The organism is Geomicrobium sp. JCM 19037 (genome assembly GCF_000698105.1).
In the GTDB taxonomy this organism is placed as follows: Bacteria; Bacillota; Bacilli; order Bacillales; family Marinococcaceae; genus Geomicrobium_A.
This window is the reverse complement of the sequence record NZ_BAWZ01000009.1, coordinates 25,369-47,243: the sequence shown is the minus strand read 5'-3', so window position 1 is coordinate 47,243 and position 21,875 is coordinate 25,369. Positions and strand designations below refer to the sequence as shown.

General features: G+C 48.1%; 33 protein-coding genes and 2 pseudogenes. 31 read left to right on the top strand and 4 right to left on the bottom strand.

Annotated features, from left to right (window positions below; genetic code table 11):
* Window positions 1–81 precede the first annotated feature (81 nt).
* Window positions 82–291: a helix-turn-helix transcriptional regulator gene (locus JCM19037_RS07035; RefSeq protein WP_042399348.1), complete on the bottom strand. Its 210-nt coding sequence runs from the start codon at window positions 289–291 to the stop codon at window positions 82–84.
* A 19-nt stretch (window positions 292–310) separates the two neighbouring features.
* The gene (locus JCM19037_RS07030) at window positions 311–502 is read right to left on the bottom strand and encodes a helix-turn-helix transcriptional regulator (protein WP_042399346.1); all 192 of its coding nucleotides are present in this window, start codon (window positions 500–502) and stop codon (window positions 311–313) included.
* 1,183 nt (window positions 503–1,685) lie between these two features.
* Here JCM19037_RS07030 and JCM19037_RS07025 point away from each other — a divergent pair.
* From JCM19037_RS07025 to JCM19037_RS06930, 25 genes and pseudogenes are all read left to right on the top strand, one after another.
* Window positions 1,686–2,234 (top strand): hypothetical protein, encoded by a 549-nt coding sequence (locus JCM19037_RS07025; protein ID WP_042399344.1) that lies wholly within the window; start codon window positions 1,686–1,688, stop codon window positions 2,232–2,234.
* 321 nt (window positions 2,235–2,555) lie between these two features.
* Window positions 2,556–3,353, top strand: coding sequence for a hypothetical protein (locus tag JCM19037_RS07020; protein ID WP_042399342.1), 798 nt, complete (start codon window positions 2,556–2,558; stop codon window positions 3,351–3,353).
* A 54-nt stretch (window positions 3,354–3,407) separates the two neighbouring features.
* Window positions 3,408–5,060, top strand: coding sequence for a hypothetical protein (locus tag JCM19037_RS22295; protein ID WP_052363642.1), 1,653 nt, complete (start codon window positions 3,408–3,410; stop codon window positions 5,058–5,060).
* 118 nt (window positions 5,061–5,178) lie between these two features.
* Window positions 5,179–5,451: a hypothetical protein gene (locus JCM19037_RS07010; RefSeq protein WP_052363641.1), complete on the top strand. Its 273-nt coding sequence runs from the start codon at window positions 5,179–5,181 to the stop codon at window positions 5,449–5,451.
* The gene (locus JCM19037_RS25630; RefSeq protein ID WP_193744689.1) at window positions 5,452–5,607 is read left to right on the top strand and encodes a hypothetical protein; all 156 of its coding nucleotides are present in this window, start codon (window positions 5,452–5,454) and stop codon (window positions 5,605–5,607) included.
* A 13-nt stretch (window positions 5,608–5,620) separates the two neighbouring features.
* A complete protein-coding gene (locus JCM19037_RS07005; protein WP_052363640.1) occupies window positions 5,621–7,564 on the top strand; it encodes a DNA polymerase in 1,944 nt (647 codons plus the stop codon).
* Entirely contained in the window at window positions 7,501–7,803 is a 303-nt protein-coding gene (locus tag JCM19037_RS28325; RefSeq protein WP_255357870.1) for a DNA polymerase, read from the top strand. Before JCM19037_RS07005 ends, JCM19037_RS28325 begins: the two co-directional genes overlap by 64 nt.
* A 4-nt stretch (window positions 7,804–7,807) precedes the next feature.
* Entirely contained in the window at window positions 7,808–7,987 is a 180-nt protein-coding gene (locus JCM19037_RS07000) for a hypothetical protein (RefSeq protein ID WP_042399337.1), read from the top strand.
* A gap of 1 nt (window position 7,988) precedes the next feature.
* Entirely contained in the window at window positions 7,989–9,017 is a 1,029-nt protein-coding gene (locus tag JCM19037_RS06995; RefSeq protein WP_042399334.1) for a hypothetical protein, read from the top strand.
* Window positions 9,014–9,160 (top strand): cortex morphogenetic protein CmpA, encoded by a 147-nt coding sequence (locus JCM19037_RS24985; protein WP_152548979.1) that lies wholly within the window; start codon window positions 9,014–9,016, stop codon window positions 9,158–9,160. Before JCM19037_RS06995 ends, JCM19037_RS24985 begins: the two co-directional genes overlap by 4 nt.
* On the top strand, window positions 9,157–9,450 hold the full coding sequence (locus tag JCM19037_RS06990) for a hypothetical protein (protein ID WP_042399330.1): 294 nt from the start codon (window positions 9,157–9,159) through the stop codon (window positions 9,448–9,450). Before JCM19037_RS24985 ends, JCM19037_RS06990 begins: the two co-directional genes overlap by 4 nt.
* Window positions 9,431–9,844, top strand: a pseudogene (locus JCM19037_RS29945) (crossover junction endodeoxyribonuclease RuvC); the annotation flags it as partial. The gene JCM19037_RS06990 and the pseudogene JCM19037_RS29945, both read left to right, overlap by 20 nt.
* A 239-nt stretch (window positions 9,845–10,083) precedes the next feature.
* A complete protein-coding gene (locus JCM19037_RS06980; RefSeq protein WP_042399323.1) occupies window positions 10,084–10,359 on the top strand; it encodes a hypothetical protein in 276 nt (91 codons plus the stop codon).
* Window positions 10,340–10,567 (top strand): hypothetical protein, encoded by a 228-nt coding sequence (locus JCM19037_RS06975; protein WP_042399321.1) that lies wholly within the window; start codon window positions 10,340–10,342, stop codon window positions 10,565–10,567. The genes JCM19037_RS06980 and JCM19037_RS06975 overlap by 20 nt, the downstream gene beginning before the upstream one ends.
* Window positions 10,568–10,585: 18 nt before the next feature.
* A complete protein-coding gene (locus JCM19037_RS06970; RefSeq protein WP_081829121.1) occupies window positions 10,586–12,886 on the top strand; it encodes a ribonucleoside-diphosphate reductase subunit alpha in 2,301 nt (766 codons plus the stop codon).
* Between the two features lie 18 nt (window positions 12,887–12,904).
* Complete coding sequence (locus tag JCM19037_RS06965) at window positions 12,905–13,123, top strand: hypothetical protein (RefSeq protein ID WP_042399317.1); 219 nt, start codon at window positions 12,905–12,907, stop codon at window positions 13,121–13,123.
* A gap of 11 nt (window positions 13,124–13,134) precedes the next feature.
* Entirely contained in the window at window positions 13,135–14,175 is a 1,041-nt protein-coding gene (locus JCM19037_RS06960) for a ribonucleotide-diphosphate reductase subunit beta (RefSeq protein ID WP_152548978.1), read from the top strand.
* A gap of 17 nt (window positions 14,176–14,192) precedes the next feature.
* Complete coding sequence (locus JCM19037_RS06955) at window positions 14,193–14,843, top strand: PhoH family protein (protein WP_042399314.1); 651 nt, start codon at window positions 14,193–14,195, stop codon at window positions 14,841–14,843.
* Window positions 14,837–14,968 carry a hypothetical protein gene (locus JCM19037_RS28320; RefSeq protein WP_255357869.1) on the top strand — a complete coding sequence of 44 codons (132 nt, stop codon included), beginning with the start codon at window positions 14,837–14,839 and terminating at the stop codon, window positions 14,966–14,968. The genes JCM19037_RS06955 and JCM19037_RS28320 overlap by 7 nt, the downstream gene beginning before the upstream one ends.
* The gene (locus JCM19037_RS06950) at window positions 14,958–15,464 is read left to right on the top strand and encodes a hypothetical protein (RefSeq protein ID WP_042399312.1); all 507 of its coding nucleotides are present in this window, start codon (window positions 14,958–14,960) and stop codon (window positions 15,462–15,464) included. Before JCM19037_RS28320 ends, JCM19037_RS06950 begins: the two co-directional genes overlap by 11 nt.
* Window positions 15,424–15,690 carry a hypothetical protein gene (locus JCM19037_RS06945; protein WP_202963223.1) on the top strand — a complete coding sequence of 89 codons (267 nt, stop codon included), beginning with the start codon at window positions 15,424–15,426 and terminating at the stop codon, window positions 15,688–15,690. The genes JCM19037_RS06950 and JCM19037_RS06945 overlap by 41 nt, the downstream gene beginning before the upstream one ends.
* On the top strand, window positions 15,687–16,076 hold the full coding sequence (locus JCM19037_RS06940) for a haloacid dehalogenase (RefSeq protein WP_042399306.1): 390 nt from the start codon (window positions 15,687–15,689) through the stop codon (window positions 16,074–16,076). Before JCM19037_RS06945 ends, JCM19037_RS06940 begins: the two co-directional genes overlap by 4 nt.
* Before the next feature lie 469 nt (window positions 16,077–16,545).
* Window positions 16,546–17,310, top strand: a complete 765-nt coding sequence (gene thyX, locus JCM19037_RS06935; protein ID WP_052363637.1) for an FAD-dependent thymidylate synthase — start codon at window positions 16,546–16,548, stop codon at window positions 17,308–17,310.
* A gap of 1 nt (window position 17,311) precedes the next feature.
* Window positions 17,312–17,455 carry a hypothetical protein gene (locus tag JCM19037_RS25625; RefSeq protein WP_193744688.1) on the top strand — a complete coding sequence of 48 codons (144 nt, stop codon included), beginning with the start codon at window positions 17,312–17,314 and terminating at the stop codon, window positions 17,453–17,455.
* Window positions 17,456–17,754: 299 nt separating this feature from the next.
* Window positions 17,755–18,060, top strand: coding sequence for a 3D domain-containing protein (locus JCM19037_RS06930; RefSeq protein WP_052363636.1), 306 nt, complete (start codon window positions 17,755–17,757; stop codon window positions 18,058–18,060).
* Here the strand turns inward: JCM19037_RS06930 and JCM19037_RS06925 are convergent.
* Window positions 18,057–18,416, bottom strand: a complete 360-nt coding sequence (locus JCM19037_RS06925) for a hypothetical protein (protein ID WP_042399304.1) — start codon at window positions 18,414–18,416, stop codon at window positions 18,057–18,059. The two genes, JCM19037_RS06930 and JCM19037_RS06925, sit on opposite strands and share 4 nt — an antisense overlap.
* A gap of 62 nt (window positions 18,417–18,478) precedes the next feature.
* On the opposite strand from JCM19037_RS06925, the gene JCM19037_RS06920 reads away from it, so the two are divergent.
* The 6 genes and pseudogenes from JCM19037_RS06920 to dcm (JCM19037_RS29930) all read left to right on the top strand — a co-directional run bounded on the left by JCM19037_RS06920 (window position 18,479) and on the right by dcm (JCM19037_RS29930) (window position 21,561).
* Complete coding sequence (locus JCM19037_RS06920) at window positions 18,479–18,889, top strand: hypothetical protein (protein WP_042399300.1); 411 nt, start codon at window positions 18,479–18,481, stop codon at window positions 18,887–18,889.
* On the top strand, window positions 18,886–19,071 hold the full coding sequence (locus tag JCM19037_RS06915) for a hypothetical protein (RefSeq protein ID WP_042399297.1): 186 nt from the start codon (window positions 18,886–18,888) through the stop codon (window positions 19,069–19,071). Before JCM19037_RS06920 ends, JCM19037_RS06915 begins: the two co-directional genes overlap by 4 nt.
* Window positions 19,068–19,559 carry a DUF3310 domain-containing protein gene (locus JCM19037_RS26895; protein WP_081829120.1) on the top strand — a complete coding sequence of 164 codons (492 nt, stop codon included), beginning with the start codon at window positions 19,068–19,070 and terminating at the stop codon, window positions 19,557–19,559. The genes JCM19037_RS06915 and JCM19037_RS26895 overlap by 4 nt, the downstream gene beginning before the upstream one ends.
* A pseudogene (gene dcm / locus JCM19037_RS29940) lies at window positions 19,522–19,944 on the top strand (DNA (cytosine-5-)-methyltransferase); the annotation flags it as partial. The gene JCM19037_RS26895 and the pseudogene dcm (JCM19037_RS29940), both read left to right, overlap by 38 nt.
* A 308-nt stretch (window positions 19,945–20,252) precedes the next feature.
* Window positions 20,253–20,597 (top strand): HNH endonuclease, encoded by a 345-nt coding sequence (locus JCM19037_RS29935; protein WP_081829134.1) that lies wholly within the window; start codon window positions 20,253–20,255, stop codon window positions 20,595–20,597.
* Window positions 20,488–21,561: a DNA (cytosine-5-)-methyltransferase gene (gene dcm / locus JCM19037_RS29930; RefSeq protein ID WP_373900539.1), complete on the top strand. Its 1,074-nt coding sequence runs from the start codon at window positions 20,488–20,490 to the stop codon at window positions 21,559–21,561. Before JCM19037_RS29935 ends, dcm (JCM19037_RS29930) begins: the two co-directional genes overlap by 110 nt.
* On the opposite strand, the gene JCM19037_RS24075 is transcribed toward dcm (JCM19037_RS29930), so the two are convergent.
* Window positions 21,483–21,875, bottom strand: a complete 393-nt coding sequence (locus JCM19037_RS24075; RefSeq protein WP_042399293.1) for a hypothetical protein — start codon at window positions 21,873–21,875, stop codon at window positions 21,483–21,485. The genes dcm (JCM19037_RS29930) and JCM19037_RS24075 overlap by 79 nt on opposite strands.

The following is a 21,875-nucleotide window of genomic DNA, read 5'->3' as shown; positions in this document are numbered from 1 at the left end:
TATATAGCAATCCGCTATTGCGGAAATGCCGGCATACGAGCGAACTATCACTCGTACTGAATCCGGCCTGCTAAAAAGGGATCACTCTTTGACCCAATCATAAAGATCGTCGATGCTACAATTTAAAGCGGACGAAATATTCATCGCCCTTTCGATGCCCATCCTACGTTTATTGTTTATGTAGTCGCTAATAGTGCTAGTACTGTAACCAGTCTTTATAGCTAAGTCAGTTTGAGTCATTCCCCGTGAATATAAGTGTTCAGCAAGCCGGCATTTGCCGACTCTATACATTAAGCACCACCCTATTAGTTTATCGGTTAATGCGCACCACTTTTTCAATCGGAACGTCTAAATATAAGCAAATTCTATCAACAGTATCTAGTGTAACAGACTTATTCTTACCAAGTTTAGCAACAGTTGTTCCATCAATTATCTTTCTTAAATCTGTACGTCTCATCCCTTTTTCTTCAAGTGTTGTAAACAAAGGCTCAAAATCAATCACATATGTTCCTCCTTTTCATATGTTGACATATGCCAACATCTAATTTAAAGTTTAACGTAAGAATATTAAAAAATAAATAGAAATGTTTAGCAAGTTGTCCCAAATATTCTAAAGCTAGGGTTTAATACAGTACAGAGGAGGAATCAAATGACCGAATTAAGTTTGACAGAACTAGTAGAAGGAGCAAGAGACGGTAATCAACACTTTAGATGATGTACTTAGGAATTATTTAAATTACATCAACGACATTACGTACAAGATTTGGTGGAAGTTAAATGACGAGACAAACTTTGAACAAAGATGCTTTAGGCAATTGAATTACTGTATTGACACTTTCGACAGGAACAAAGGCAATCCGGACTCATTTATAAAGAAAGCAATAAACAATGCGATGATGGACGAGCTATCGGCTCAAGAAACAAAACAAACAAGGAAGAAAGGAAAAAAGTTCAAAACGAATCACAATTTTCAGTAGAAGAAGATTCAGTTAATCCTTTCGAGTTAATCGAGTCAAAGTCTATATCTGTTGAACAAATCGTGTTGGGAGATGGAGAAGAAGAGATCCTAAATAAAAAATCACCTTTCTGGCAGAAGGTGATAGTACGAATTTATTCATTTTAGAATCATGGGCAGATGGCTTCCACAACGTCTCGGAATTATCTAAAGAGCTGGCAGGCAAATTAGATAGGAAACCCGAAACGATGCGAAAGCACATCCAAAGATTTGGAAAAAAGTGTCGAGTTAAGCTGGCAGGCTAACCCAACTTTCCAATTGAGCTATATGGCTGGCGTAATAATTTTTATGCCAGTAAGCTCCTTTTCATTCTAACCAAAGGCGCGAAAAAATTAAAGAGGTAATGAAACCCTTATTTAAGTACGCCTTATTATTAATTTATACCATAATAAATATGTTTATGGTGACTGCAATCGCAGATGTCAACAAAATTTAATATAACAACTTCACTTATTATATTACTACTTTACCCAACATTGCGCAACAATAAACGTATAAAAGGAGCGATTTCCAATGAATTTATACAATTTTACAAAATTAAGTGGGACTAAGACATCAAATATGATTGACCGCACGCAACTCGACGCTATTATCACGTATAACGCGCGCCCCGCCCGGACGAAGACGCCGCCGATTACTTACGAAACTTGCCGAAAGGGGTGCGTGTCGGATGAATATTGCAGTTAAAGGTGTTACCAACCACGCTGTAGATCGCGCTGTGGAACGGATTGGGATTTCCCGACAAGCTGCCGCAAACCACTTAAAGCAACTAATGACTACTGCGAGATATATTGGTGCGGGGAATGAGAGTAAAAATCGTCACATTTTTTATCACGATAAAAGCAACGTTTCTATGGTCGTTGGAAAGAACGGTTACGTCATAACATGTCACAAGGGTGAAATGCCGATGAGGTTTGTTGACATGCAAAAACCTTACGACATCGTAGCTTTACCGTCCGAATTACTTAGCGCAGTCAAGCGTAAAGCCAACGCTTTATTACGCGCTTACACGAAAGACCTCCGCGCCATTGAACGGCAAGTCGCCGAAATTGAGCTGAAAATTGCGCAATGTAACGTTAAAAAGTTACGCGTCCATAATCCGGAGACAAAGGCGTTAATCGACGGCAAGATCGCTTACTTTCGGTCAGTCGCCGGCGAATTAACGGACAAACAGGCGGAATTACAGCAGAAGAAAGACGAGGTATCTGCGCATGTTTAGCGCGGCGTTGGTCGGCGTGTTCATGCTCGGTGGGCTGGCGTTGATTGCGCTGATCGAACGGGATTAAGTAACGCCGGTCTTACGCCGGCCTCGCGGTGTGGACGATGTTTTGCGTTGATGCCGCGACGCGGGCGTAATGCTTAGCACAAGAGTCGTACGATACATCGGTCGGGCTGATCACCCGTAAAATGTGCCGGTCACTATCAGACTGTTGCGCAAAGTAGTCCGACCGCAGCGCAGTAAGAGCGCAATTGACGGATGCATACGTTGCTTGCGCCATGTCTGCGGTAATTATTAATACGAATAAGGAGCGATGTGTACGTGACAGTCGTTAAAGGAGCAGCGGCATTGCAGTCGTTGAAATCGAGCAGCGAGGGTACTAATGATGCGGAGTTTGCAAAATTTAAGTCCGGCGATAGCTACAACGTAGCAGTCAAAAGCACGGAAGATTTAGCGGAATACTATAATTACGGACACTTTTCTAAAATTCCAACGGAAAAAGTCAACTCGTTTGTGCCGAAGGTACCGCCGACGCGAAACGCTAAAGGATTCATTACCGAAAATGCAACGCCGTGGGATAAAGCTGCGCAATATTACTTCGAGGCGGCGCGGGCAACAAGCGATAAAGAAGAAGAGGAAGAGTTAAAGAAGGAAGCGCGCAAGTATAACCCATCAAAGAAATTCATCTACGGATTTCACGACTTAGCAACGGGCAAAGATTTCGTTGTGGACGTTACGAAAAAACAAGCAGAAGCGATTATGACTTCGATTCTTAAATACGAAAAGAAGATCGGCAAGCTGGCGTTCGAGCTATCTAAGCAAGGCGAATCTACGGGTACTACCGTAACATTAACGCCAATTATTGATATGGACGAAGACTTGACGGAAGAGGAACGTAAAAATTTCGATGCTGCTGTCGGACAACCGTTTGACGATGCACTATTCGAGGGGCTAAATTACGAAGCTAGCGAACAGCAACAGCTAGAATACCTCGTCGATATTATGAAATTCGACGTAACGCTTATCGGATATGACGCGGAACAAGCGAAGCCGAAAGAAGACGGCGCCGAAACACCGGACGAACCCGCGGACATTTCGGAAGAAGACCTTCCGTTCTAAAAACAACCGCCACCCGTGCAACGCAAATAATAATGCTAAAGGAGCGTGCTTTTATTGGTAAAAATTACGATGGAAAACGGTAATGTTATCGAAGGTACAATCGGCGAGATCGTGGAACTACAGACACAACTTGCGCAAAAAGAAACGACTGAACCGGCGGCGACAAGCGGCGCAAAAGCGGGCGATGTCGTAGAGATGACTACGGGTGATCACGAGCGCGATTACAACAAAGGCGATCGATACACGGTTAGAGAGAACGAGAGAGGCGCGTATATCGTTGATGATGAAGGTGACAAACGTTTTATTGACCGGCACGACCACCTCGCGTACAAAATCGTTAGCCGTGCGCCACAACCGCCACAGCAAGACGACACTTTAACGTACGAAGGCGACACTTATCGTAAAGTCGAGCGCAAAGCAGCCGAAGGCGATTACGTCGTGTTTACGGATGAGAGCGAGTTAGAGTCGTACTTAACCGGAGAAAAGCCGTACGAGGTGACGGAGGTTGACTCGCTTGGTGATCCGCAAGTTATCGATGATGACGACGACGAACTCGATACGTGCGGATACAAGATCGAGGTATACGAAAAGGTCGGCGTTACAAAGGCGGACGAACCGACACTAAAAGTCGGCGACTACGCGGAAGTTACGCAGGATGGACACGGAAACAAAGGTAAAATCGTTGAAATTACGGAAGTAAGAACGTTTCGATCCTATCCGTACAAAACGAAAGCTGTCGGCGAGGATGATGGTGATATTCATAAAGCGTCACAGTTGCGTAAAATTCCGACAACTACGCACGAAGGCGTCGTTTACCGGGAATTCGAACGTCATGCGGAAAAGGGCGAATTGATTAAGGTTACTAACGCAAGTATTACGGGGGGTTACTACGGTAATGGCGACGTGTTTACCGTAGTGAATAAAAACAGTAACGGAGTTTTCAGCAGCGAATTTAGCATAGGCCTGCTTCATTCCGAATACGTCGTGCTGGAACCGTTAGTCGAGCCGGCAACTACGCAATCATTTAAAGCTGGCGACAAGGTTAAGTTGCTAAGCGGAGGCGGCGAATGGCCACTTGTTGGCAAAAGTACCGGTAACGTGTACGTAATTAAAGCACTGCCGGGCGATGCTAATTATGGCGGCGGTTCTCATCGTAACGAAAGACGCATCGATATTAACGGAGCTTACGCACTGCCCGAGCAATTAGAGCTTGTTTCGGATGAACAAACGCTAGAAGTCGGCGATACAGTCGAAATTATCCACGGCGGTGGTGAGCGCTATCTGCGAGGATTTACTGACGGTGAACACGTAAAAATCGCTAAGGAAGCGGATGATGAAGGAGACTACAAAGTACAACGCTCAAGCAGTGCTATGGGTTACGCACAAGCTGACCAATTGCGCAAGGTTGAGGGAACACCGCGACTGCTTACGCAAGAAACCGCCCGTGCGCTTAAATTTGGCGATACCGTTGAGTGTGTCAAAGAGCGCGCTTATGTGAGCGTGGGTAAAACGTACGCAGTTACTGGTCACGATGGCTGCGGTGATCCGATTATTATCGACGATGACGGTGACGAGTACGTTATTTACGGAAACAAGCTACCTCATTTTAAAAAAGCCGCCACAACGCAATTAAAGACGGTCACCCTGCGCCACAAAGACGGCAGTACAACGACGCACGCTGACGTCCTAGAAGCGGAGGTGGTTTAACATCGGAAATCACGCACAAATCACCGGGAAGTTATCCGAACTTACCGTTGTCGCAACGTTAATGGCTCACGGCTGGGAATGCGCCCAGCCCGTCGTTGACGAGGTATATGACGTTGTTATGCGCGATCCTTTAACGCGTGCCTTCAAAACGGCGCAAATTAAGACGATGCGACAGCGTAAGTTTAGCGAAGACGGTTCGGTAAATTACATTATACGCGCAGCAAAAGCGAGTGGCGAGCCGTATCAGCCTGCCGATTGTGATTACATAATTGGCGTACTCGGCGATACGCTTTATATGACGGAATGTACCGGGCAGTGGGAATACAGTAGCGTTGAAGCAGGCGCAGCGAAACGGTTTATTACGATGAAAATTGAACGGGAGGCGGCGTAAATGGCGCAAGTTAGTCCGGTAAGAGGCGAGGAATACACGATTACTAAACGCGTGACAGTCTTAGCTGTTGAGCGAAATATATACGGTACAGACGTGCGCGTTAGAGACGAAGATGGCGAGACATATTGGACGTCCGCAGACGACTTAGAATCGTAAAGGAGGGCGGCGCATGGTCGAACTCAAAACGCAAGCTAAAGCGGCGCCGTCAAAAGCGGTATCCAAGCGGAAAGACGCGTCCTTAGCAGCAACAGAAACCATCGACGAAGCATGGACGCGAATTTATGCAACGAAACTTAGCGCGTTGGACAGGCGCAAATTGGACGAAGTAAAGGCGGCAATGGGGGCGGGGCAAATCGACCGTGACCCTGCCGACCGTTACAATAAGCGCGGACAGCCGAAGAAATTCAGCAAGGCGGAAGCACTTCGGTTATACCCAGCGCTACTAGATCGTAAACGCGCTGACAAATTGCGCAATATGGTCGACGAAATGCCGTCTAACTATTGGATAATTCGGACTGAGCGACACCTCGAATGGCTTTGCGCGTTACTAGATGCGGAAGATGAAATTGTATTTGACGTAGAGACAACGGGTGTTGACATATGGGGCGGTGACTATATCGTAGGGCACGTCATTAGCGCGGTTGACGCAGACGTACACGCTTATATCCCGACGAAACACCGCACGGACGATGCGCAATTACCGCATAGACTCGTAACTAACACGCTAAAACCGTACTACGAAGACGCAGCGCTAAAAAAGATCGCTCACAACGGTAAATTCGATATTCATATGCTCGCAAACGACGGCATTAACTTGCGCGGCTTTGCGTGGGATACGCAGGAAGCGATGCGCTTGCTAAACGAAAATGAAACGTCCTTTGCGTTAAAGAAATTAGCGGTAAAGTACCTCGGCACGGACTCGTGGACATACGGTGAGTTATTCGGCAAAGCGGGCTTTGACTCCGTTGAAGACTTAGGAGTAGCGACGGCTTATGCGGCGATGGACGGTGACATTACGCTAAAACTACGTGACTTCCAGCGTAAGCATTTAGCGCAAATGTCAGGCGTACTCGAATACTACGAAACTGTAGAAGCGCCATTGACGGATGTGATCGTTCATATGGAGCGCACCGGCTTCGACATTGATCTCGACTTTGCTGCGTCGTATGGCGCGGAATTACAGACGGAGATAGACGGACTCGCTACTACACTTGCGCAAAAGTTGGACGGTATCAACTTAAATAGTCCGGCGCAATTAAAGCCAGCGCTCGAAAAGGCTACCGGGAAGAAGCTCGAATCGACGGACGCTAAAAAGGTGCTGAAACCATTGGCGCAAAAGCATTCGGTCATTGAACAGTTATTGCGCTATAAAGAGCTTACGAAACTACACTCGACATACATTAACGCCTTGCCGCAATTGGTCGACGCTAAGACCGGCAAACTACACACGTCGTTCAATCAAAATGGCGCGGCAACTGGGCGGTTTAGTAGCGGTGGAAGTGGCGTAAATTTGCAGAATCAGCATCAGAAAGCACGTAAGTTATTCGTTGCGCCGCCCGGCTATGCGCTCCTTTCCGGGGACTGGTCGCAGCAAGAAGTACGCTGTACCGCACACATGACCGGTGAGCCGACGCTAGTAGAGGCGTATAACAAAGGACTCGACGTGTATGCGTCAATGGCTGCGGATGTTTACGAAAAACCGATTGAAGAATGCGGAGACGGTACATTCGAGCGTAAGTCGATGAAGACCGGCGTGCTCGCGTCGCTTTATGGCACCGGCCCGAAAACATTGGCGCAACAACTAGGTATTAGCGAACAAGAAGCCCGCGTTTTTCTCGATGACTTTTTCGAAAAAATGCCGTATGTAAAACGGTGGATTGACGAAACGAAAGCATTTGCGACGAAACACGGTTACGTATGGATGGATCGACAGCAACGTAAACGGCGCTACCCGACGCTAAAAATAAGCGGAAGTTTATTCCGTACGGCAAATATTACGATCCGTCATACGAAAAACAACGTCTGCATAACGCGTCCATTAGCCGTGCGATGCGACAAGGGCCGAACGCAATTATACAAGGAACGAGCGCAATACAGACAAAACGTACGATGATCGAACTGTACCGTCTATGTTTGCGCAAAGGTTGGCGTATGTGGTGCGTTGTCCATGACGAAGCGATCTTGCTAGTGCCGGACACCGTTACGCGAGGAGACATTGGGGACTTCGAAGACGTCATGGTTAATACGTATAAGTTCGGGGACGTACCGAATAAGACCGACATTGAGCTAGCGCGAAGATGGGGCGACGGTGTGTCGGTGGACGAATGGTTTAAAAACGCAGAAGGAGCGTGACTATATGAGCGAAAGAGTAGAATGGATAATTATTACGTTTATGGACGGTACAGACGAACGCTTTAATAATGTGACAGTTGAAGCGAAAGAGCAAGGGTTATTGACGGTATATTTCGACGGTGGAATCGCCACACACTTTAATATACGTAATATTCAGAGTTTCCGTGTGAAGGGAGAGCGATAATTTGCCGAACACAGCCGCCACTTTACTACGCAATCAAGTCGTAGCAAACGAACGCCAAGCCATCGCAGATACTATTGCGCAAGACTTCGCCGCACAACTCGACGCTTGGCATTCACAGCCGGAAACATGGGACAACGAACTCGATACGCAAATCCATCGCTGGTATGCCGACGCTAAAAACGTATGGCCGCAACGCCCGTACTTTTCGCCGTCTTCCGCGACTTCTTGCCCGCGCGAACTTTACGTAAAGGCGAAGCGCGCGAAAAAGGATCGCCAGCCGAAACAACCGCATCAAGGGCGTTGGACTCAAATCGGGACGGCGGTCGGCGACGTTATCCAGCGTGACGTGCTCGCAGCCGCGCGTAACATGCCGGACGCACGTTTTGATTTCGAGCGCAATGACGACGGCACGCCGGTGTTTGAAGACTTCGCCAAGCGCAATACGCCGATCGAGCACAATGGACAGACGTTCTACCTTTACGGCACATGCGACGGGATTATGCGTTATGTGAGTGAAGACGGTCATACCTTGCGCGTCGGACTCGAAGTAAAGTCGAAGCAAACGACCGCAGCGCGTACGTCGCTTTATTCGTTGAAAGAAGCGGAAGAAAAGCACGTCAAGCAATGCGTAGGTTATTCGATTATGTACAACGTCGACTATTACGTTATTTTGTACGTAAATACTGCGCATAAATCGTGGGGCATGACGCCGGAAGATTACGCCAAGACGCCGGACGTGCGCGCGTTTGGCATAGCTATTACGGACGAAGATCGAACGGCGCTATTGGATAGACTTGCGCAAGTTAACCGGTCAATAGTGGGGGACGAGCCACTGCCGATGGACGCTTCGCAATGGACGTTTAACAACTTCAAGACGGCGACGGCGTTAAGTTTGACGGATACAGAGGTGGACGAATTAAGACACCAAGCGTCGCAGGCTAGGCGGAGTAAGTTGCCGGAATTTAAAAAGCGCTCGTACACTGATGCGCTGGCGTTTATCGAAAATGTACGCGGGGAGGCGCAGTTATGACGCAACCACACGTTATGCCACGTGGATTTAAATCCAAGTTACAAACCGCATTTTACGAACATGACGTCGATCGCATCGTAGAGCTTAACTCCATGTGGCAGTATTATTTGCGCAAGTTAAACGACGGGGAGGCGGAACAATGAAAGTAGTAACTGGCGCAGAAGTGACAGTATATGGCGAGGATGGTAATAAGATTACGGCTTTACAAAACTACGATATACCTATCCAAGAAATAGATGTAAAGAGATCTAAAGGAGAAGGTGCGCGCAAAGTTGTCTTAATGGACGTTGATAAAGCGAAAGAATTCATGGACGCAATTGCGACCCTACAGGATAGACTAGGAATTGATCTCGCCAACGAAAGCGGAGAAGGATACGGACATCTTTATTTCGAGCTAGGGGAGGCGGTCTACCATACGCATTCTAGCGATTGACATATCGACTAGCCCCGGCTTCGCGGTCATCGAAGCCCGCACGCTAAAGTCCGGCGTCAAGCTACACGTACGCCACGTCGATTCCGTTAAGACTAACGCCGACACACCGGACGGTCAACGCTACGCATACATCGGCGCAGTTACCACTAAGATTGCGCAAGAACACGGACCATTTGACGTTGTTGTACGTGAGCATTTTGCGAAGGGGCGTAGTAAGCGTTCGACGCAGACGGTATTTGGCGCATGGGCGGCGATTGACCAAGCATTAGCGCAATATGGCTACGTGATTGACGCCGCGGATGAAGTTACGCCTACTCAGGTAAAAATGGCGGCGACCGGCAAGGGTAACGCGGACAAAGCGGAAGTAGAGGCAGGCGTAAGGCGGCGTTTCGGCTTGGCGGAAGGCTTTACGTTTAAGAGCGATGACGAAAGCGATGCGGTGGCGGTTGGATTGGCGTATTTAATAAAACGAGGAGTGGTTGCGGAATGATGAAGCAGTGTCGATAATTTTCCTACTTCTCGCGTTTGGCGTTGCTGTTACGCAACATGAGTACGATTGGTGGTACACAGTAATTTTAATGTTAGTAATTTCGTACCAATCATTCCGAATAAACGAATTAGAGGAGGGCGCAAATGGGTAAATCAATCGCAACTTTTTTCGGCGGTCTATTCGTAATAATCGTAATTGCGCTATTACTGCCAGCGGGGATGTTCGCACTGTCGTACTTACTCGGCATGGTATTCGAGCTACTCGTCGGCAATTTAGCGGCTGGCGGTCTTAATACGCTATTAGGCACCGAGCGATTTACGGATAATGTAGCGGGCGTTTACGCAGTTGTTTCGTTTTTAACCGCGTCAGTAGCGATAGTCGTTAAAGGAGGGCGCAAAAATGACGGACTGGACGGATGATAGCGCAGTCGGCGTCGCAGAGTTTGAGTCGTCGCTTACGGATCAGTCGGAAGTGCGCAAAGTGGTCGAAGCGTATGAGTCCGACCTACATTTACTAGACGGAGAAATCGCAGAAAGAGAACGCGTGCTGGCGACAAAACGCGTAGAAAGACGTAGCCTAGCGCAAGCAGTTGAGGAGTTGCGCGGATGGCTACGTTACAGCGAATAAAAAAGCGGAGGCGATACATTGACGAAACTAACGATCATCACGAAACCAAACGGACGACAATTGCCGTTCGACGAAGCGCGACTAGACGCGTTTATCCAGTCGGCAGCGCGGCGCTATCCGGAACTTGATACGGCGCCACTTACGCAAAAGCTAATACGCACGATTACGGCACGTGACGAATTTCCGGCGTCAGAGATCACGGCGCAATTGTTGCTTGCAGCGTCCGAAAGCACGTCGATTCAAGAGCCGGACTGGACGTACGTCGCCGCCTACATTTATTTGCGCAAGCTATACAAAGAGGCGTCCGTACAGCGCTGTTACGACTCTTACGCCAAGTACGGCAACTTTTACGCCTTATTAAAGCAACTGACGGCACTCGGCATTTATTCAGGCGACTTATTGCGCAAATATAGCAAAACGGAAATTATGCAGCTTGAGCTTATTATCGACCCGGAGCGCGACAACTTGCTGAACTACCTCGGCGTGCTTATGTTATCTGAACGATATCTTGCGCGTGGTTATGACGGTGCCGTCTTTGAATTACCGCAAGAGCGTTGGCTCGTAATTGCGATGCACTTAATGTCGGACGAGCCCGCGGACGTACGGGTCGCACACGTAAAAGAAGCGTATTGGGCGTTAAGCAACCTGTACATGACGGTCGCTACGCCGACGTTAGCCAATGCCGGCAAGTCACACGGGCAACTTTCGTCATGTTTTATAGATACCGTTGACGACTCGTTGCGTGGCATTTACGACTCAAATACAGATATTGCGGAGTTGTCCAAGAACGGCGGCGGCATCGCAGCCTACATGGGCAAAGTACGCGCAGCTAAATCATCGATACGCGGTTATAAGGGCGTTTCGTCAGGCTGTATTCCTTGGATACGCCAGCTAAACAACACGGCCGTTAGTGTCGATCAGCTCGGTTCACGTAGCGGTGCAGTCGCCGTCTACTTGGACGTATGGCACGCGGACATTATGGAATTCCTCGACTTGCGCCTAAATAACGGCGACGACCGAAAGCGAGCGCGCGACATCTTTACGGGCGTATGCTTGCCGGATTTATTCATGGAGGCGGTAGAAAAGCGCGGCGACTGGTACTTATTTGATCCGCATGAGGTACGCACCGTAATGGGCTTTTCGCTAGAGGACGCATACGACGAGCGTAAAGGTAGTGGTACTTTTCGCCATCGTTATGAAAAATGCGTACAGTCGACAGAATTGACTAGCCGTAAGAAGGTCGCAGCGATTGACGTGATGAAGCGGATCATGCAGTCGCAACTTGAGACAGGAACACCGTACCAATTTTTCAGGGACGAAGTAAATCGTAAGAATCCGAACAAACACCTCGGAATGGTATATAGCTCAAACTTATGTGTGGAAATTTCTCAGCCAATGAGCGCAACGACGGTAGTTAGCGAGGAACTTTCCGGCGATGAAATTATTGTACGAAAGAAACCGGGCCTTTTCGTTACGTGTAATCTATCGTCTATCAATTTACCGCGCGCAGTCGGTGCTGACGTACTAGAGCGCCTTGTGCCGATTCAGATGCGTATGCTCGACAACGTGATCGATCTTAATACGATCACGGTACAGCAAGCGCGCCACACGAACGAAAGACTCCGCGCCGTAGGAATCGGAACGTTCGGCTGGCATCACTTACTTGCGCAAAAGGGTATCGATTGGGAAAAGCCGGAAGCCGTTGCGTACGCCGACGAACTTTACGAGCAAATTGCGTACTTGGCGATTAAAGCGAGCGCAGACTTGGCGCAAGAAAAAGGAGCATATCCGGAGTTTGAGGGCAGCGAATGGTCGACCGGTAAGTACTTCGAAGATCGCGGTTATTTACCGCCAAATGACGGTAATGCGCATATATGGAGCGCTAAGTGGGCGGAGCTTGCGCAACAAGTCGTACAGACGGGCATCCGTAACGGCAACTTAATGGCGGTCGCGCCGAACATGTCAACGGCAGCGATTGCGGGCAGTACCGCGTCAATTGATCCGGTGTTTCAGCCGGAATACGTTGAGGAGCGCAAGGGACATCGCATTAAAGTCGTGTCGCCGGGCTTAACGCCGCAGACGTTCTTTTATTATAAGCCGGCGGTACAGTACGACCAACATGCGTCAATTGCGCAAAATGCTGCGAGGCAACGCCACATCGACCAGTCGCAATCGTTTAACTTGTACGTGCCTAGCGCGATCAAGGCGACGAAGCTATTGGAGCTGTATATGGACGCGTGGCGTCAAGGGACGAAAACTATTTATTATATTCGGAGTAAGAACGTAGACATCGAAACTTGCGAGTGGTGCGCGGGTTAAATAAATGGAGGTGGCGGTATGGAGCGAATAAAACAATTATACGATAGCGCTAAGTTGAGTGGAGCAGAAGAGGCGCATATAGAGTTCGGTGAAATTTTTGGGGATAAAGATGCAACTGCCGTAATTAGTGTTTATATCGACCAAAATCCCTCAAATAAAGTCTTGGACGAGTTGTATGAATGGGCGGAGGAGACTGATAATCGAGAAGTTATTTATAAGATACATGAACTTTTATAGGAGGCGATAGTTTGACCGAACAACTACAGAAAGTATCGATCATGGAGCCGCAAAATCCCGTACGACCGACCGCCATTATCGGCGGAAAGTCGTCGGGCATACTGAACTGGAACGACATTCCCTATCCGTCATTCTACCGTACGTACCGCGAACTTGTCGGCAACTACTGGATTCCGCAAGAGGTATCGATGGCACCTGATGCACGCTCGCTAACAACGCTAACGCCCGCGGAATTAAACGCATATAAACTAACGATCGGTCTCCTTGCGACATTAGACACGCCACAAGCACGCCTTATACACGCGGTCAGTGAGTACGTAACGGACGATTCCGTACACGCCATTGCTGCCGTCATTGCTCAGCAAGAAGTCGTACACAACGAGTCGTATTCGTACGCACTTTCGTCACTCTTTTCTTACGAAGAACAGCGCAAGATATTCGATGACGCACGACAAAACAGAACGATTATTGCGCGTAATCAACGTGTGATGGCGGCGTATGACGCTTTTCTTGCCGAGCCTACGCCGGAGAGACTCGTTAAGGTGATCGTATTTTCGATGATTCTCGAAGGTTTATTCTTCTACAGCGGATTCGCGTTCTTCTACAACCTTGCGCGACAACAGAAGATGAGCGCCACGTCGCAGATAATTTCGTTTATTAATCGCGACGAACTCGTACACGGAAAATTCATGTCGGAACTATTGCGTGCAGTCCTCGGCGAAAACAATACGCTACTAACGTTCGAGCTTACGGAGTTTATCTACGAAGAATTCCGCATTGCCACCGAGTCAGAGATCGCTTGGGCCGACGAAGTATTGACGGACATTATCGGCATTGATAACGACGAAATGGCGCAATTTGTTAAGTATCGCGCAAATAAGATGCTGAAAATGATCGGGCTGGATGCGCTGTATCCCGAAGCAACTGCGAACGCTATGCCGTGGATCACCGCATTTGTCGATAATTTTGACGGCACGAAGACGGATTTCTTCGAAGCGAGGAATCGCAGTTACGAAAAAGTAGACGCAGATAACGGATTTGACGAACTATAACGAGGAGGCGGACTAATTTGCCATTACCGAAGGATACGCTATTTTACGGTTTCGCACCGAAACTAACGGACGAGCAACGCATTTATGTCGACTCTATTTTCGATAACCTCCTGACTATCGTCAATGCGCGCAGTGGTACAGGCAAGACAACGCTAGCTGTAGCGGCGGCTCATATGCTCGGCGATCCACTGCTGTATCTATTTGCGCCAGTCCAAGAAGGATCGCTCGGTTATACACCGGGCAGCGTCGAGGAAAAGGAAGCGAAGTACATTACGCCACTACTCGACGCGCTCGATGAAATTAACGAAGACCCGCGTTTTTCATTATGGCGCGAAGACAATCCCGATCTGATTAACGATCAAACGTGGATTGAAGCGAAGTCACACGTATTCATGCGTGGTACGAATATTAAGCGTAAGACAATTATTATCGATGAGGCGCAAAATCTGACTCGCGGTGATTTAAAGAAAATTTTGACGAGGGCGCACGACAGTTCCCGCGTCATTATGATCGGTCACCATGCGCAATGCGACCTACCGCAGCCAGCAAAAAGCGGTTTTGTACCATATCTCGAACACTTCCGCGACGAGCCGTACGCCAACGTATGCGAACTAACGCGCAATTTCCGCGGTCAACTAGCGCAAAAGGCGGACGCATTAACGTGGTGAACGCAGTCGAGTGGTTGTTAATTGCGTTAGGCGTCTTGGCTATTGCGCTAATACTTTACGGCTGGTATTGGCTGGCGGCAGAACTAATACGCAGATTATGGAGGCGGTTCTTTAATGGCGGATGAATGGTCATCAGATTTAGAAGCGGAATTGGGCGAGTATGCGAACGATTGGTCGATCGTACTAGAGTCGATGATCGACGATTTAATCGAGTCTAGCAACGGGTTTGACGACATGAGCGCAACAACAGATAAAGCGTTCCATCTGCGTTATTTACTAGATCGTATGATTCCGAAAATAAAGGAACACGAAGGTGAGGGCGACGATATAGCCAGGGCCGTTCGATACGCGCATAACTTGATCGTAAAAAACGGCGAACCGTTAGCGTTTAACATGTCGATGTTTGCGGGCGGCTTCTGCGCAACAATTGAAAATATCGAGACTGCGGAAGAACGTCCCGTGCGCAAAGGTGACGACGTGTTATACGCCGACTGGGCGCCACCTAAGACGGAGAAAGAACGCAAGTTAGAAAGCCTACGTGCGATGGTCGCGCAATTAGAATACGAATTGGAGGCGGGCGATGATGACGAAGAAGTACCGGAAGAAACCGGTCGTGATTGAAGCCGTAAAGTGGACGGGCGATAACGACCAAAAGGTTGCGCAAATTGACGAAGGTATCGGGGCGCTTAATCTACCGTTAGGACTTGATCGCCCACTAACGATCTTTACGCTAGAAGGCGAAATGCGCGTCGATGAGGGCGACTATATTATCAAAGGCGTGCGCACCGAGTTATATCCGTGTAAGCCGGACATTTTCGAAGAAACTTACGAAGAGGTGAGCGAATGAATAAACAATACGCAGACGTTGCGGAGTTTCATCGCAAATTTGGTCATCCGGTTGCGGAAAAGCCTGCTAAATTGGACGAAGCACGGGCGCAACAACGATACGGCTATATGCGCGAGGAGCTTGACGAGTTTAGTGACGCGGCTTCTGTTACCGACCAAGCTGACGCCATGATCGACCTCATTTACCTTGCGCTAGGTACGCTCGTCGAAATGGGCGTACGGCCTGCGGAATTATTCGAGATCGTACATGACGCAAACATGTCGAAGTTATGGGCGGACGGACAACCGCGTTACGACCAAGCAACGGGTAAGGTGTTAAAACCACCGTCATTTATTGCGCCAGAGCCGTTGTTAGAGGCGGAGATTGAGCGTCAATTATTTATTTAAATATAATACTTCAATGTGTAATGCGATTTCCTTTTGGTTGTCTAAATTATTTGGTGGGGTAATCATAAAATCCACATCAAAAATACCGTCATGGGTCGGTTTAGGAGAAAATAAATCCCTGAAAAATTTATCTACCTCAATATTGTATAGATTAAGATCATCTTGTTTCGCATTATATTGCAGGTCATCTAAATAGCTGTAGGCTTATCAACTTCACCAATATCCTTGTAGAAGTATCGTCTAAATTCAACCATACCGAATTTAGGATCTGACGTATCATTCTGACTACTCATGCTAGTAGTGTAACTTAGATCAGTAAAATACTTATTTAAAGAACTTATTAATTTTGACAAGTTAGACATCTCTACACATCCTATAATTTGACTTTAACTATCTTTGACTAAAAGAATACAATAGATATTTCCTAATGTAAAGAAGAATATTTGGATAATTTAGGAGGGCGTATTAATTGAAAGTACAACTAATGGCACACACGCAACTAAGCGATAAATTTCGGTCGGAACTCGGTTTACACAATTTACGCGCAACTGACGGACAGGCCGTAGCACTCACCGCAATCCGTACGTGTTATTCACCGGGAAAACCTTCGGAAATCGTCGCTAACGAAGGCGCACGTTATTTCGGCAAAGCCGCATCAGATGGCGAAGGCGGTACGGACGCGGATCGTTTGATCCGCCACATCATGCGCAGTAAGCACCTTAGTACCGTCGAACATTTAACGTTTACGTTCACCGTGGAAGGCGTCAGCCGTGCTTTACTTGCGCAACTTACACGACACCGCGTCGGATTTTCGTTCAGCGTTCAGTCACAGCGTTATGTGCGAATGGGTAGCGGTGATAAGAGCGGCGGCTTTGATTACGTGACGCCCGCGACAATAACTGACGAAAAGGTTGCGCCTAGTAACGATTTCGGTCCAGCGTATGTGGAACGCACTGCAACCGAATATTTTGAAGATGCGATGCACGATGCGCAACATGCGTATGATCGTTTGAGGCGAGCCGGCGTACCGCCCGAAGACGCACGCGCAGTCCTACCGCAAGCCGCCGCATGTAGTCTCGTTATGACAGCTAATTTGCGCGCCTTGCTCGACTTTTACGGTAAGCGACGCAAAGGACGCGGAGCGCAGGCGGAAATTACCGATTTAGCTGAGGAACTGCGCAAAGAAGTCGTAGCGGTCGAACCGTGGACGGATCAATTTTTCGAGGAGGCATAATATGAGCGATAAGGAAAAAGCAAAGAAATACGAAGAAATTGTTACGGCGTGGAAACGTGAAGATTACCGCGTTATCGACTTTATGCGCAAATGTAAGGAGATAATTGATGGCGTAGAAATTCCAGTTAGAAAGTCACGGAAATAATTGAGGAGGCGTAGCTTATCCGGTATTTTCACTTTGCGCTAACTCTAGCGCTAGTAGTCGCAGTCGCAACGCTACTATACGCATATCATCCTTCACAGCACGTACAGCCCAAGCCAGCGACCGTATACTTACCGATCACATACGAATTTACGCACGTTGATCGCACTGAGACGTCAATCGAGCGCACACATACGTACGAAGTCGCCACCGAGGACGAAGCGGTCGAAGAAATTGCGCAAACAGTATCTACGGCGGAATCGAGCGCTTATGACGAAGCTGACGGGTATACGACGCAATATATGACGTTCGAAGCGACATTCTACACGGCTTACTGCTCCACCGGCTGTATCGGCGTCACAGCGACCGGTATTGACGTAAGTGAGACAACGCATCACCAAGGTAAACGCGTCGCTGCGGTTGACCCATCGGTAATTGCGCTAGGCTCGACGCTGGAAGTTCGTTACGAGGACGGTCGCACGGAACGTATGGTGGCAGCGGACACAGGAGGCGCGATCAACGGGCGGATTATCGACATACTCGTCAGCGACAAGGACAAGGCGCGTCAATTGGGACGTCAAACGGTCGGCGTGCGCGTGGTCGACTAATCTGCCGACGCCACCAAGTATTTCGCGATTTCCGCCCGCACGTTACGCGACAAGGCGACGCTATAAAACTGTATCTTCGTTTCCTTGCCGCGCACCCATATTTCGTACGGCACGATTACGTCTTTTGTCTGCGCGAGGCGTTCGACCTTAATGCCGCGTTTTCGGACTTCGTACTTGAGCGTAGCCATACGCTTGCCGGCGTCCCTTACGGCCGATTGCGCAAGAGCGAGCCACATGTCGTTGAACTTGTGCGGTGAAGCATCACTTTCAAACAACTGTGCGTCGCGGCGTAGCGTCTTTAAGGCGTAACCGAGCGCAATGTATTCGTGGATTAACGTAGATTCTTCGGCATTCATCGGACAGCACCGCCTCTCAAGAACATTTGTTCGTATTATAACGAAAAAGGAGCGATGTGTAAATGGTTAAAGCGGAAGCAGAACTACTCGAACACGACGGTAAATTATGGCGCAAGGTTGATCGAGATGCAAAAGAGGGCGAATTGATTATTATCGTCGATGCGAGCGATGTTCAACAAGCTAAACCCTACGAAAAAGGTACGGTTATGACTGTTGTAGTCAATGAAATTGGAGGTCTTACGATATGTAAGCTCTATGGCCACATATCCCGATACGAATACGCCGTCTTAGAGCCATACGAAATTCACGAAGCGCCCACCGAAATTCAAGCGCAACTAGCCCGCCAACAACGCCACCTAGAAGCGTTAGAGGAGCGCCTAGAGGACGTCGCCGAACTAGCGGAAGGCAACGGACTCAGCACCTACACAACGACACAACTTGCGCAAGAAATAGCGAGGAGGTCGTTACGATGATTGACCGCCAAGATTACGCAAGGTTTGCGCCGCCTGACGATGACGTAATAGTGGATAATTGCGCAAACTGTGGCGGGGAAATCTACGAAGGTGGGCAGTCGTATCTATTCGATGGCGAGCGGAATTGTAGCGTTGAGTGCGCGGTAAGTAGCGCAAATATTACGGAGGCGGTGGTCGGATGAAAGTACGTATTACGGACGGTAGTGAATGTTGGTATGACGGTTATGTAGGCGGAGTTTTCGAGGTATTAGATCATGTTGGTGAAGCGATAGATTACTACATCATTAAAAACGGAAAGTACGGAGGTTTCGGTATTCATCGGAACCATTGCGAAGTGATTGACGAAACGGTTGCGAAAGAAGGAGTAATGCCTATCGAAGAACTGTTCGAAATGGCGGAACCTGCGCGCGAATTAGTGCCGAAACAAGACGTCGTGAACAGCCCGTCGCATTATAACGCCGGCAAATACGAAGCCATCGACGTAATTAAAGACGCGCTAGGCGACGGATTCGAAAGTTATTGCTTAGGCAACGTGCTGAAATATTGCTTGCGCTACCGCCATAAGAACGGCGCGGAGGACTTGCGGAAAGCCGCCGTATATCTGACGTGGGGCGCAGAGGCGGCGGAAGCGCGTGAGCAGGACGAAGCAGAAGCGAAGGAGGTCGATTGATATAGCGAAATTTAAATATGTATCGTTATTTAGCGGAATTGGTGGATTTGAGCAGGCGTTAAATAAGGCGGACGGTGAATGTGTGTTTGCGTCGGAGATCGATAAATTTGCGCAACAAGCCTATACGGCGCTATACGGTGGCGATCACTTACATGGAGATATCACCAAAATATACGCGCATGATATTCCGGATCACGATATTATGACGTGTGGATTCCCTTGCCAAAGTTTCAGCGTCGCAGGCAAACGCGCTGGATTCGCAGACGATACGCGTGGCACACTGTTTTTCGAAATTGTACGCATCATGCGCGCAAAACAGCCGAAAATTGCGCTACTTGAGAACGTAAAAGGACTCGTCGGTCATTTATCGGATGCGGATTTAGAAAAAGTGATTGAGTATCAGTTGACGAAAGGGGAAGTTTTTTGGGAAAAAGAAAATTCACAGAGGAAGAGATCAGATATTGTAAAGAAAAATGTCACGAATTATCTGCGAGAGAGATTGGCGAACGAATTGGACTTACAGATAAGCAAGTCTACTACATCTTACAAAAATATGGCGGATTTTACTATAGAAGAAGCGGAGAGTTATCTAAGGTTTGGTCTGATGAAGAGATTGAAGTTCTTAGAAACCCAAATTTCACAGATTATGAAAAAGTTAAAAAATTGCCCGGAAGAACAGATTCGGCAGTTCGTATGCAAAGGAGAAGACTTGGCTTCGAATCTAAGGCTGTTACATTCAATAGAGAGTTTGAAAATCGAGGATATGTCTTTATTAGAAAAGGTGGAGACTACGTTAAAAGAAGCCGAGCGGTTATGGAAGAGCATATCGGGAGAGAACTTACAGACGGAGAGGTCGTACACCACATTAACGGTCGAAAGAATGATGACCGAATTGAAAACCTCCACCTTTGCAATGATGGAAGCAAACATAATCGTATACATCACCAAGCATTCCTTTTTATCGGAGAACTTACTGAAAAAGGTATTGTCAGATTTGATAAAAAGGAAGAAAAATACTTACTCAATACCAACACTTGATATTATAACCACAGCGCTAAATGAGATCGGATATACCGTTGATTTTAACGTACTTAACTCGAAGTATTTCGGCATGCCACAGAATCGCGAACGTATCTTTATCGTTGCTGTACGTGACGATCTCGTAACTGCGCAAGATTGGCGAATCGAAGGGACGAACGTAGTCGCGAAAGGTAAGCGCAGAATAGCGCAATATGACGGTGTAAAGACGTTTAATTTCGAATGGTCTGCGCAGAAAGAGGTGACGACGAAGTTAGCGGACATATTAGAAGCGGAAGTGGATGAGCGTTATTACTTATCGGAGGAAAAAACGGCGAAATTGGTGGCGCAATTAAGCGATACATATAAGCCGTCAAAAGAACCGCAAATGGTCGGACACGTTGATTTGCGCGGAAATGACTCGATCAAGCGTGTTTATGCGCCGACGCTTACGACAATAGGCGGTGGGCATCGCGAGCCGAAGATTGCGGTTGAACAATTCTCGCAAGGTGCCGGTATTTCTTATTGTCTCGACGCTAATTACACTAAAGGTACTTCGCCTGGAGATGTCGGCAAAGGTCGGAGGACACATGTAGTAGAAGAAACGCGTCCTGTACTTACGCCTGACCGTCCGAATAAACGCCAAAACGGACGCAGATTTAAGGAAGACGGTGAAGAATCTTTTACGCTTACGGCGCAGGATCGTCATGACATAGCGGTCGGTGCGTACCCGCGCTATCGCATCCGAAAACTGACTCCGTTGGAAACTTGGCGCTTACAAGGCTTCTCAGACGCCGCACACGCAACGGTGGAAGACGCCGGCATATCGAACAGTCAACGTTATAAACAAGCGGGCAATGCCGTCACAGTCAACGTTATTGATGCGTTAATGCCGGCGTTGCTACGTCATATTGAACCTGCTTCATCTGGCGCCGTGTGTCCGACCAAGCCAAACGAATGTACGCCTTTCGGATCACCGGAATAATCACGCCCAATGTATTCGTAGCGTAACGGTAAGTCAGCGTCAGCAATACCGATTTCTTGCGTTAGTTTCTTAGCATAAGCATAACGGCGGCGGTCGAAATTGTACGGTCGTAATTCTGCTTGGCGTACAACGTCCGGCTTGGCGAGGGCGATTCGCTTATTAACGCTGTCATAACCGACATATAGCGCAAATTGACCGTCCTTACTTACGTTTAATACTTCCGTTGCGCCGGCGCTTATCGTAATACGGCGCGCAGAGTCTATCGTTATCGTGGCGCCGCGTGCGGGTTCGGCGCTGATCCATTTTATCGACAT

Coding starts and splice junctions, on each gene's coding strand:
- JCM19037_RS07035 (WP_042399348.1), bottom strand. CDS start 291: ATGTATAGAGTCGGCAAATGCCGGCTTGCTGAACACTTATATTCACGG.
- JCM19037_RS07025 (WP_042399344.1), top strand. CDS start 1,686: ATGAATATTGCAGTTAAAGGTGTTACCAACCACGCTGTAGATCGCGCT.
- JCM19037_RS07010 (WP_052363641.1), top strand. CDS start 5,179: ATGCGCGATCCTTTAACGCGTGCCTTCAAAACGGCGCAAATTAAGACG.
- JCM19037_RS25630 (WP_193744689.1), top strand. CDS start 5,452: ATGGCGCAAGTTAGTCCGGTAAGAGGCGAGGAATACACGATTACTAAA.
- JCM19037_RS07005 (WP_052363640.1), top strand. CDS start 5,621: ATGGTCGAACTCAAAACGCAAGCTAAAGCGGCGCCGTCAAAAGCGGTA.
- JCM19037_RS28325 (WP_255357870.1), top strand. CDS start 7,501: ATGCGACAAGGGCCGAACGCAATTATACAAGGAACGAGCGCAATACAG.
- JCM19037_RS07000 (WP_042399337.1), top strand. CDS start 7,808: ATGAGCGAAAGAGTAGAATGGATAATTATTACGTTTATGGACGGTACA.
- JCM19037_RS24985 (WP_152548979.1), top strand. CDS start 9,014: ATGACGCAACCACACGTTATGCCACGTGGATTTAAATCCAAGTTACAA.
- JCM19037_RS06990 (WP_042399330.1), top strand. CDS start 9,157: ATGAAAGTAGTAACTGGCGCAGAAGTGACAGTATATGGCGAGGATGGT.
- JCM19037_RS06980 (WP_042399323.1), top strand. CDS start 10,084: ATGGGTAAATCAATCGCAACTTTTTTCGGCGGTCTATTCGTAATAATC.
- JCM19037_RS06975 (WP_042399321.1), top strand. CDS start 10,340: ATGACGGACTGGACGGATGATAGCGCAGTCGGCGTCGCAGAGTTTGAG.
- JCM19037_RS06965 (WP_042399317.1), top strand. CDS start 12,905: ATGGAGCGAATAAAACAATTATACGATAGCGCTAAGTTGAGTGGAGCA.
- JCM19037_RS06950 (WP_042399312.1), top strand. CDS start 14,958: ATGGCGGATGAATGGTCATCAGATTTAGAAGCGGAATTGGGCGAGTAT.
- JCM19037_RS06945 (WP_202963223.1), top strand. CDS start 15,424: ATGATGACGAAGAAGTACCGGAAGAAACCGGTCGTGATTGAAGCCGTA.
- JCM19037_RS06940 (WP_042399306.1), top strand. CDS start 15,687: ATGAATAAACAATACGCAGACGTTGCGGAGTTTCATCGCAAATTTGGT.
- JCM19037_RS25625 (WP_193744688.1), top strand. CDS start 17,312: ATGAGCGATAAGGAAAAAGCAAAGAAATACGAAGAAATTGTTACGGCG.
- JCM19037_RS06930 (WP_052363636.1), top strand. CDS start 17,755: ATGACGTTCGAAGCGACATTCTACACGGCTTACTGCTCCACCGGCTGT.
- JCM19037_RS06925 (WP_042399304.1), bottom strand. CDS start 18,416: ATGAATGCCGAAGAATCTACGTTAATCCACGAATACATTGCGCTCGGT.
- JCM19037_RS06920 (WP_042399300.1), top strand. CDS start 18,479: ATGGTTAAAGCGGAAGCAGAACTACTCGAACACGACGGTAAATTATGG.
- JCM19037_RS06915 (WP_042399297.1), top strand. CDS start 18,886: ATGATTGACCGCCAAGATTACGCAAGGTTTGCGCCGCCTGACGATGAC.
- JCM19037_RS26895 (WP_081829120.1), top strand. CDS start 19,068: ATGAAAGTACGTATTACGGACGGTAGTGAATGTTGGTATGACGGTTAT.
- JCM19037_RS29935 (WP_081829134.1), top strand. CDS start 20,253: ATGCAAAGGAGAAGACTTGGCTTCGAATCTAAGGCTGTTACATTCAAT.
- JCM19037_RS24075 (WP_042399293.1), bottom strand. CDS start 21,875: ATGTCGATAAAATGGATCAGCGCCGAACCCGCACGCGGCGCCACGATA.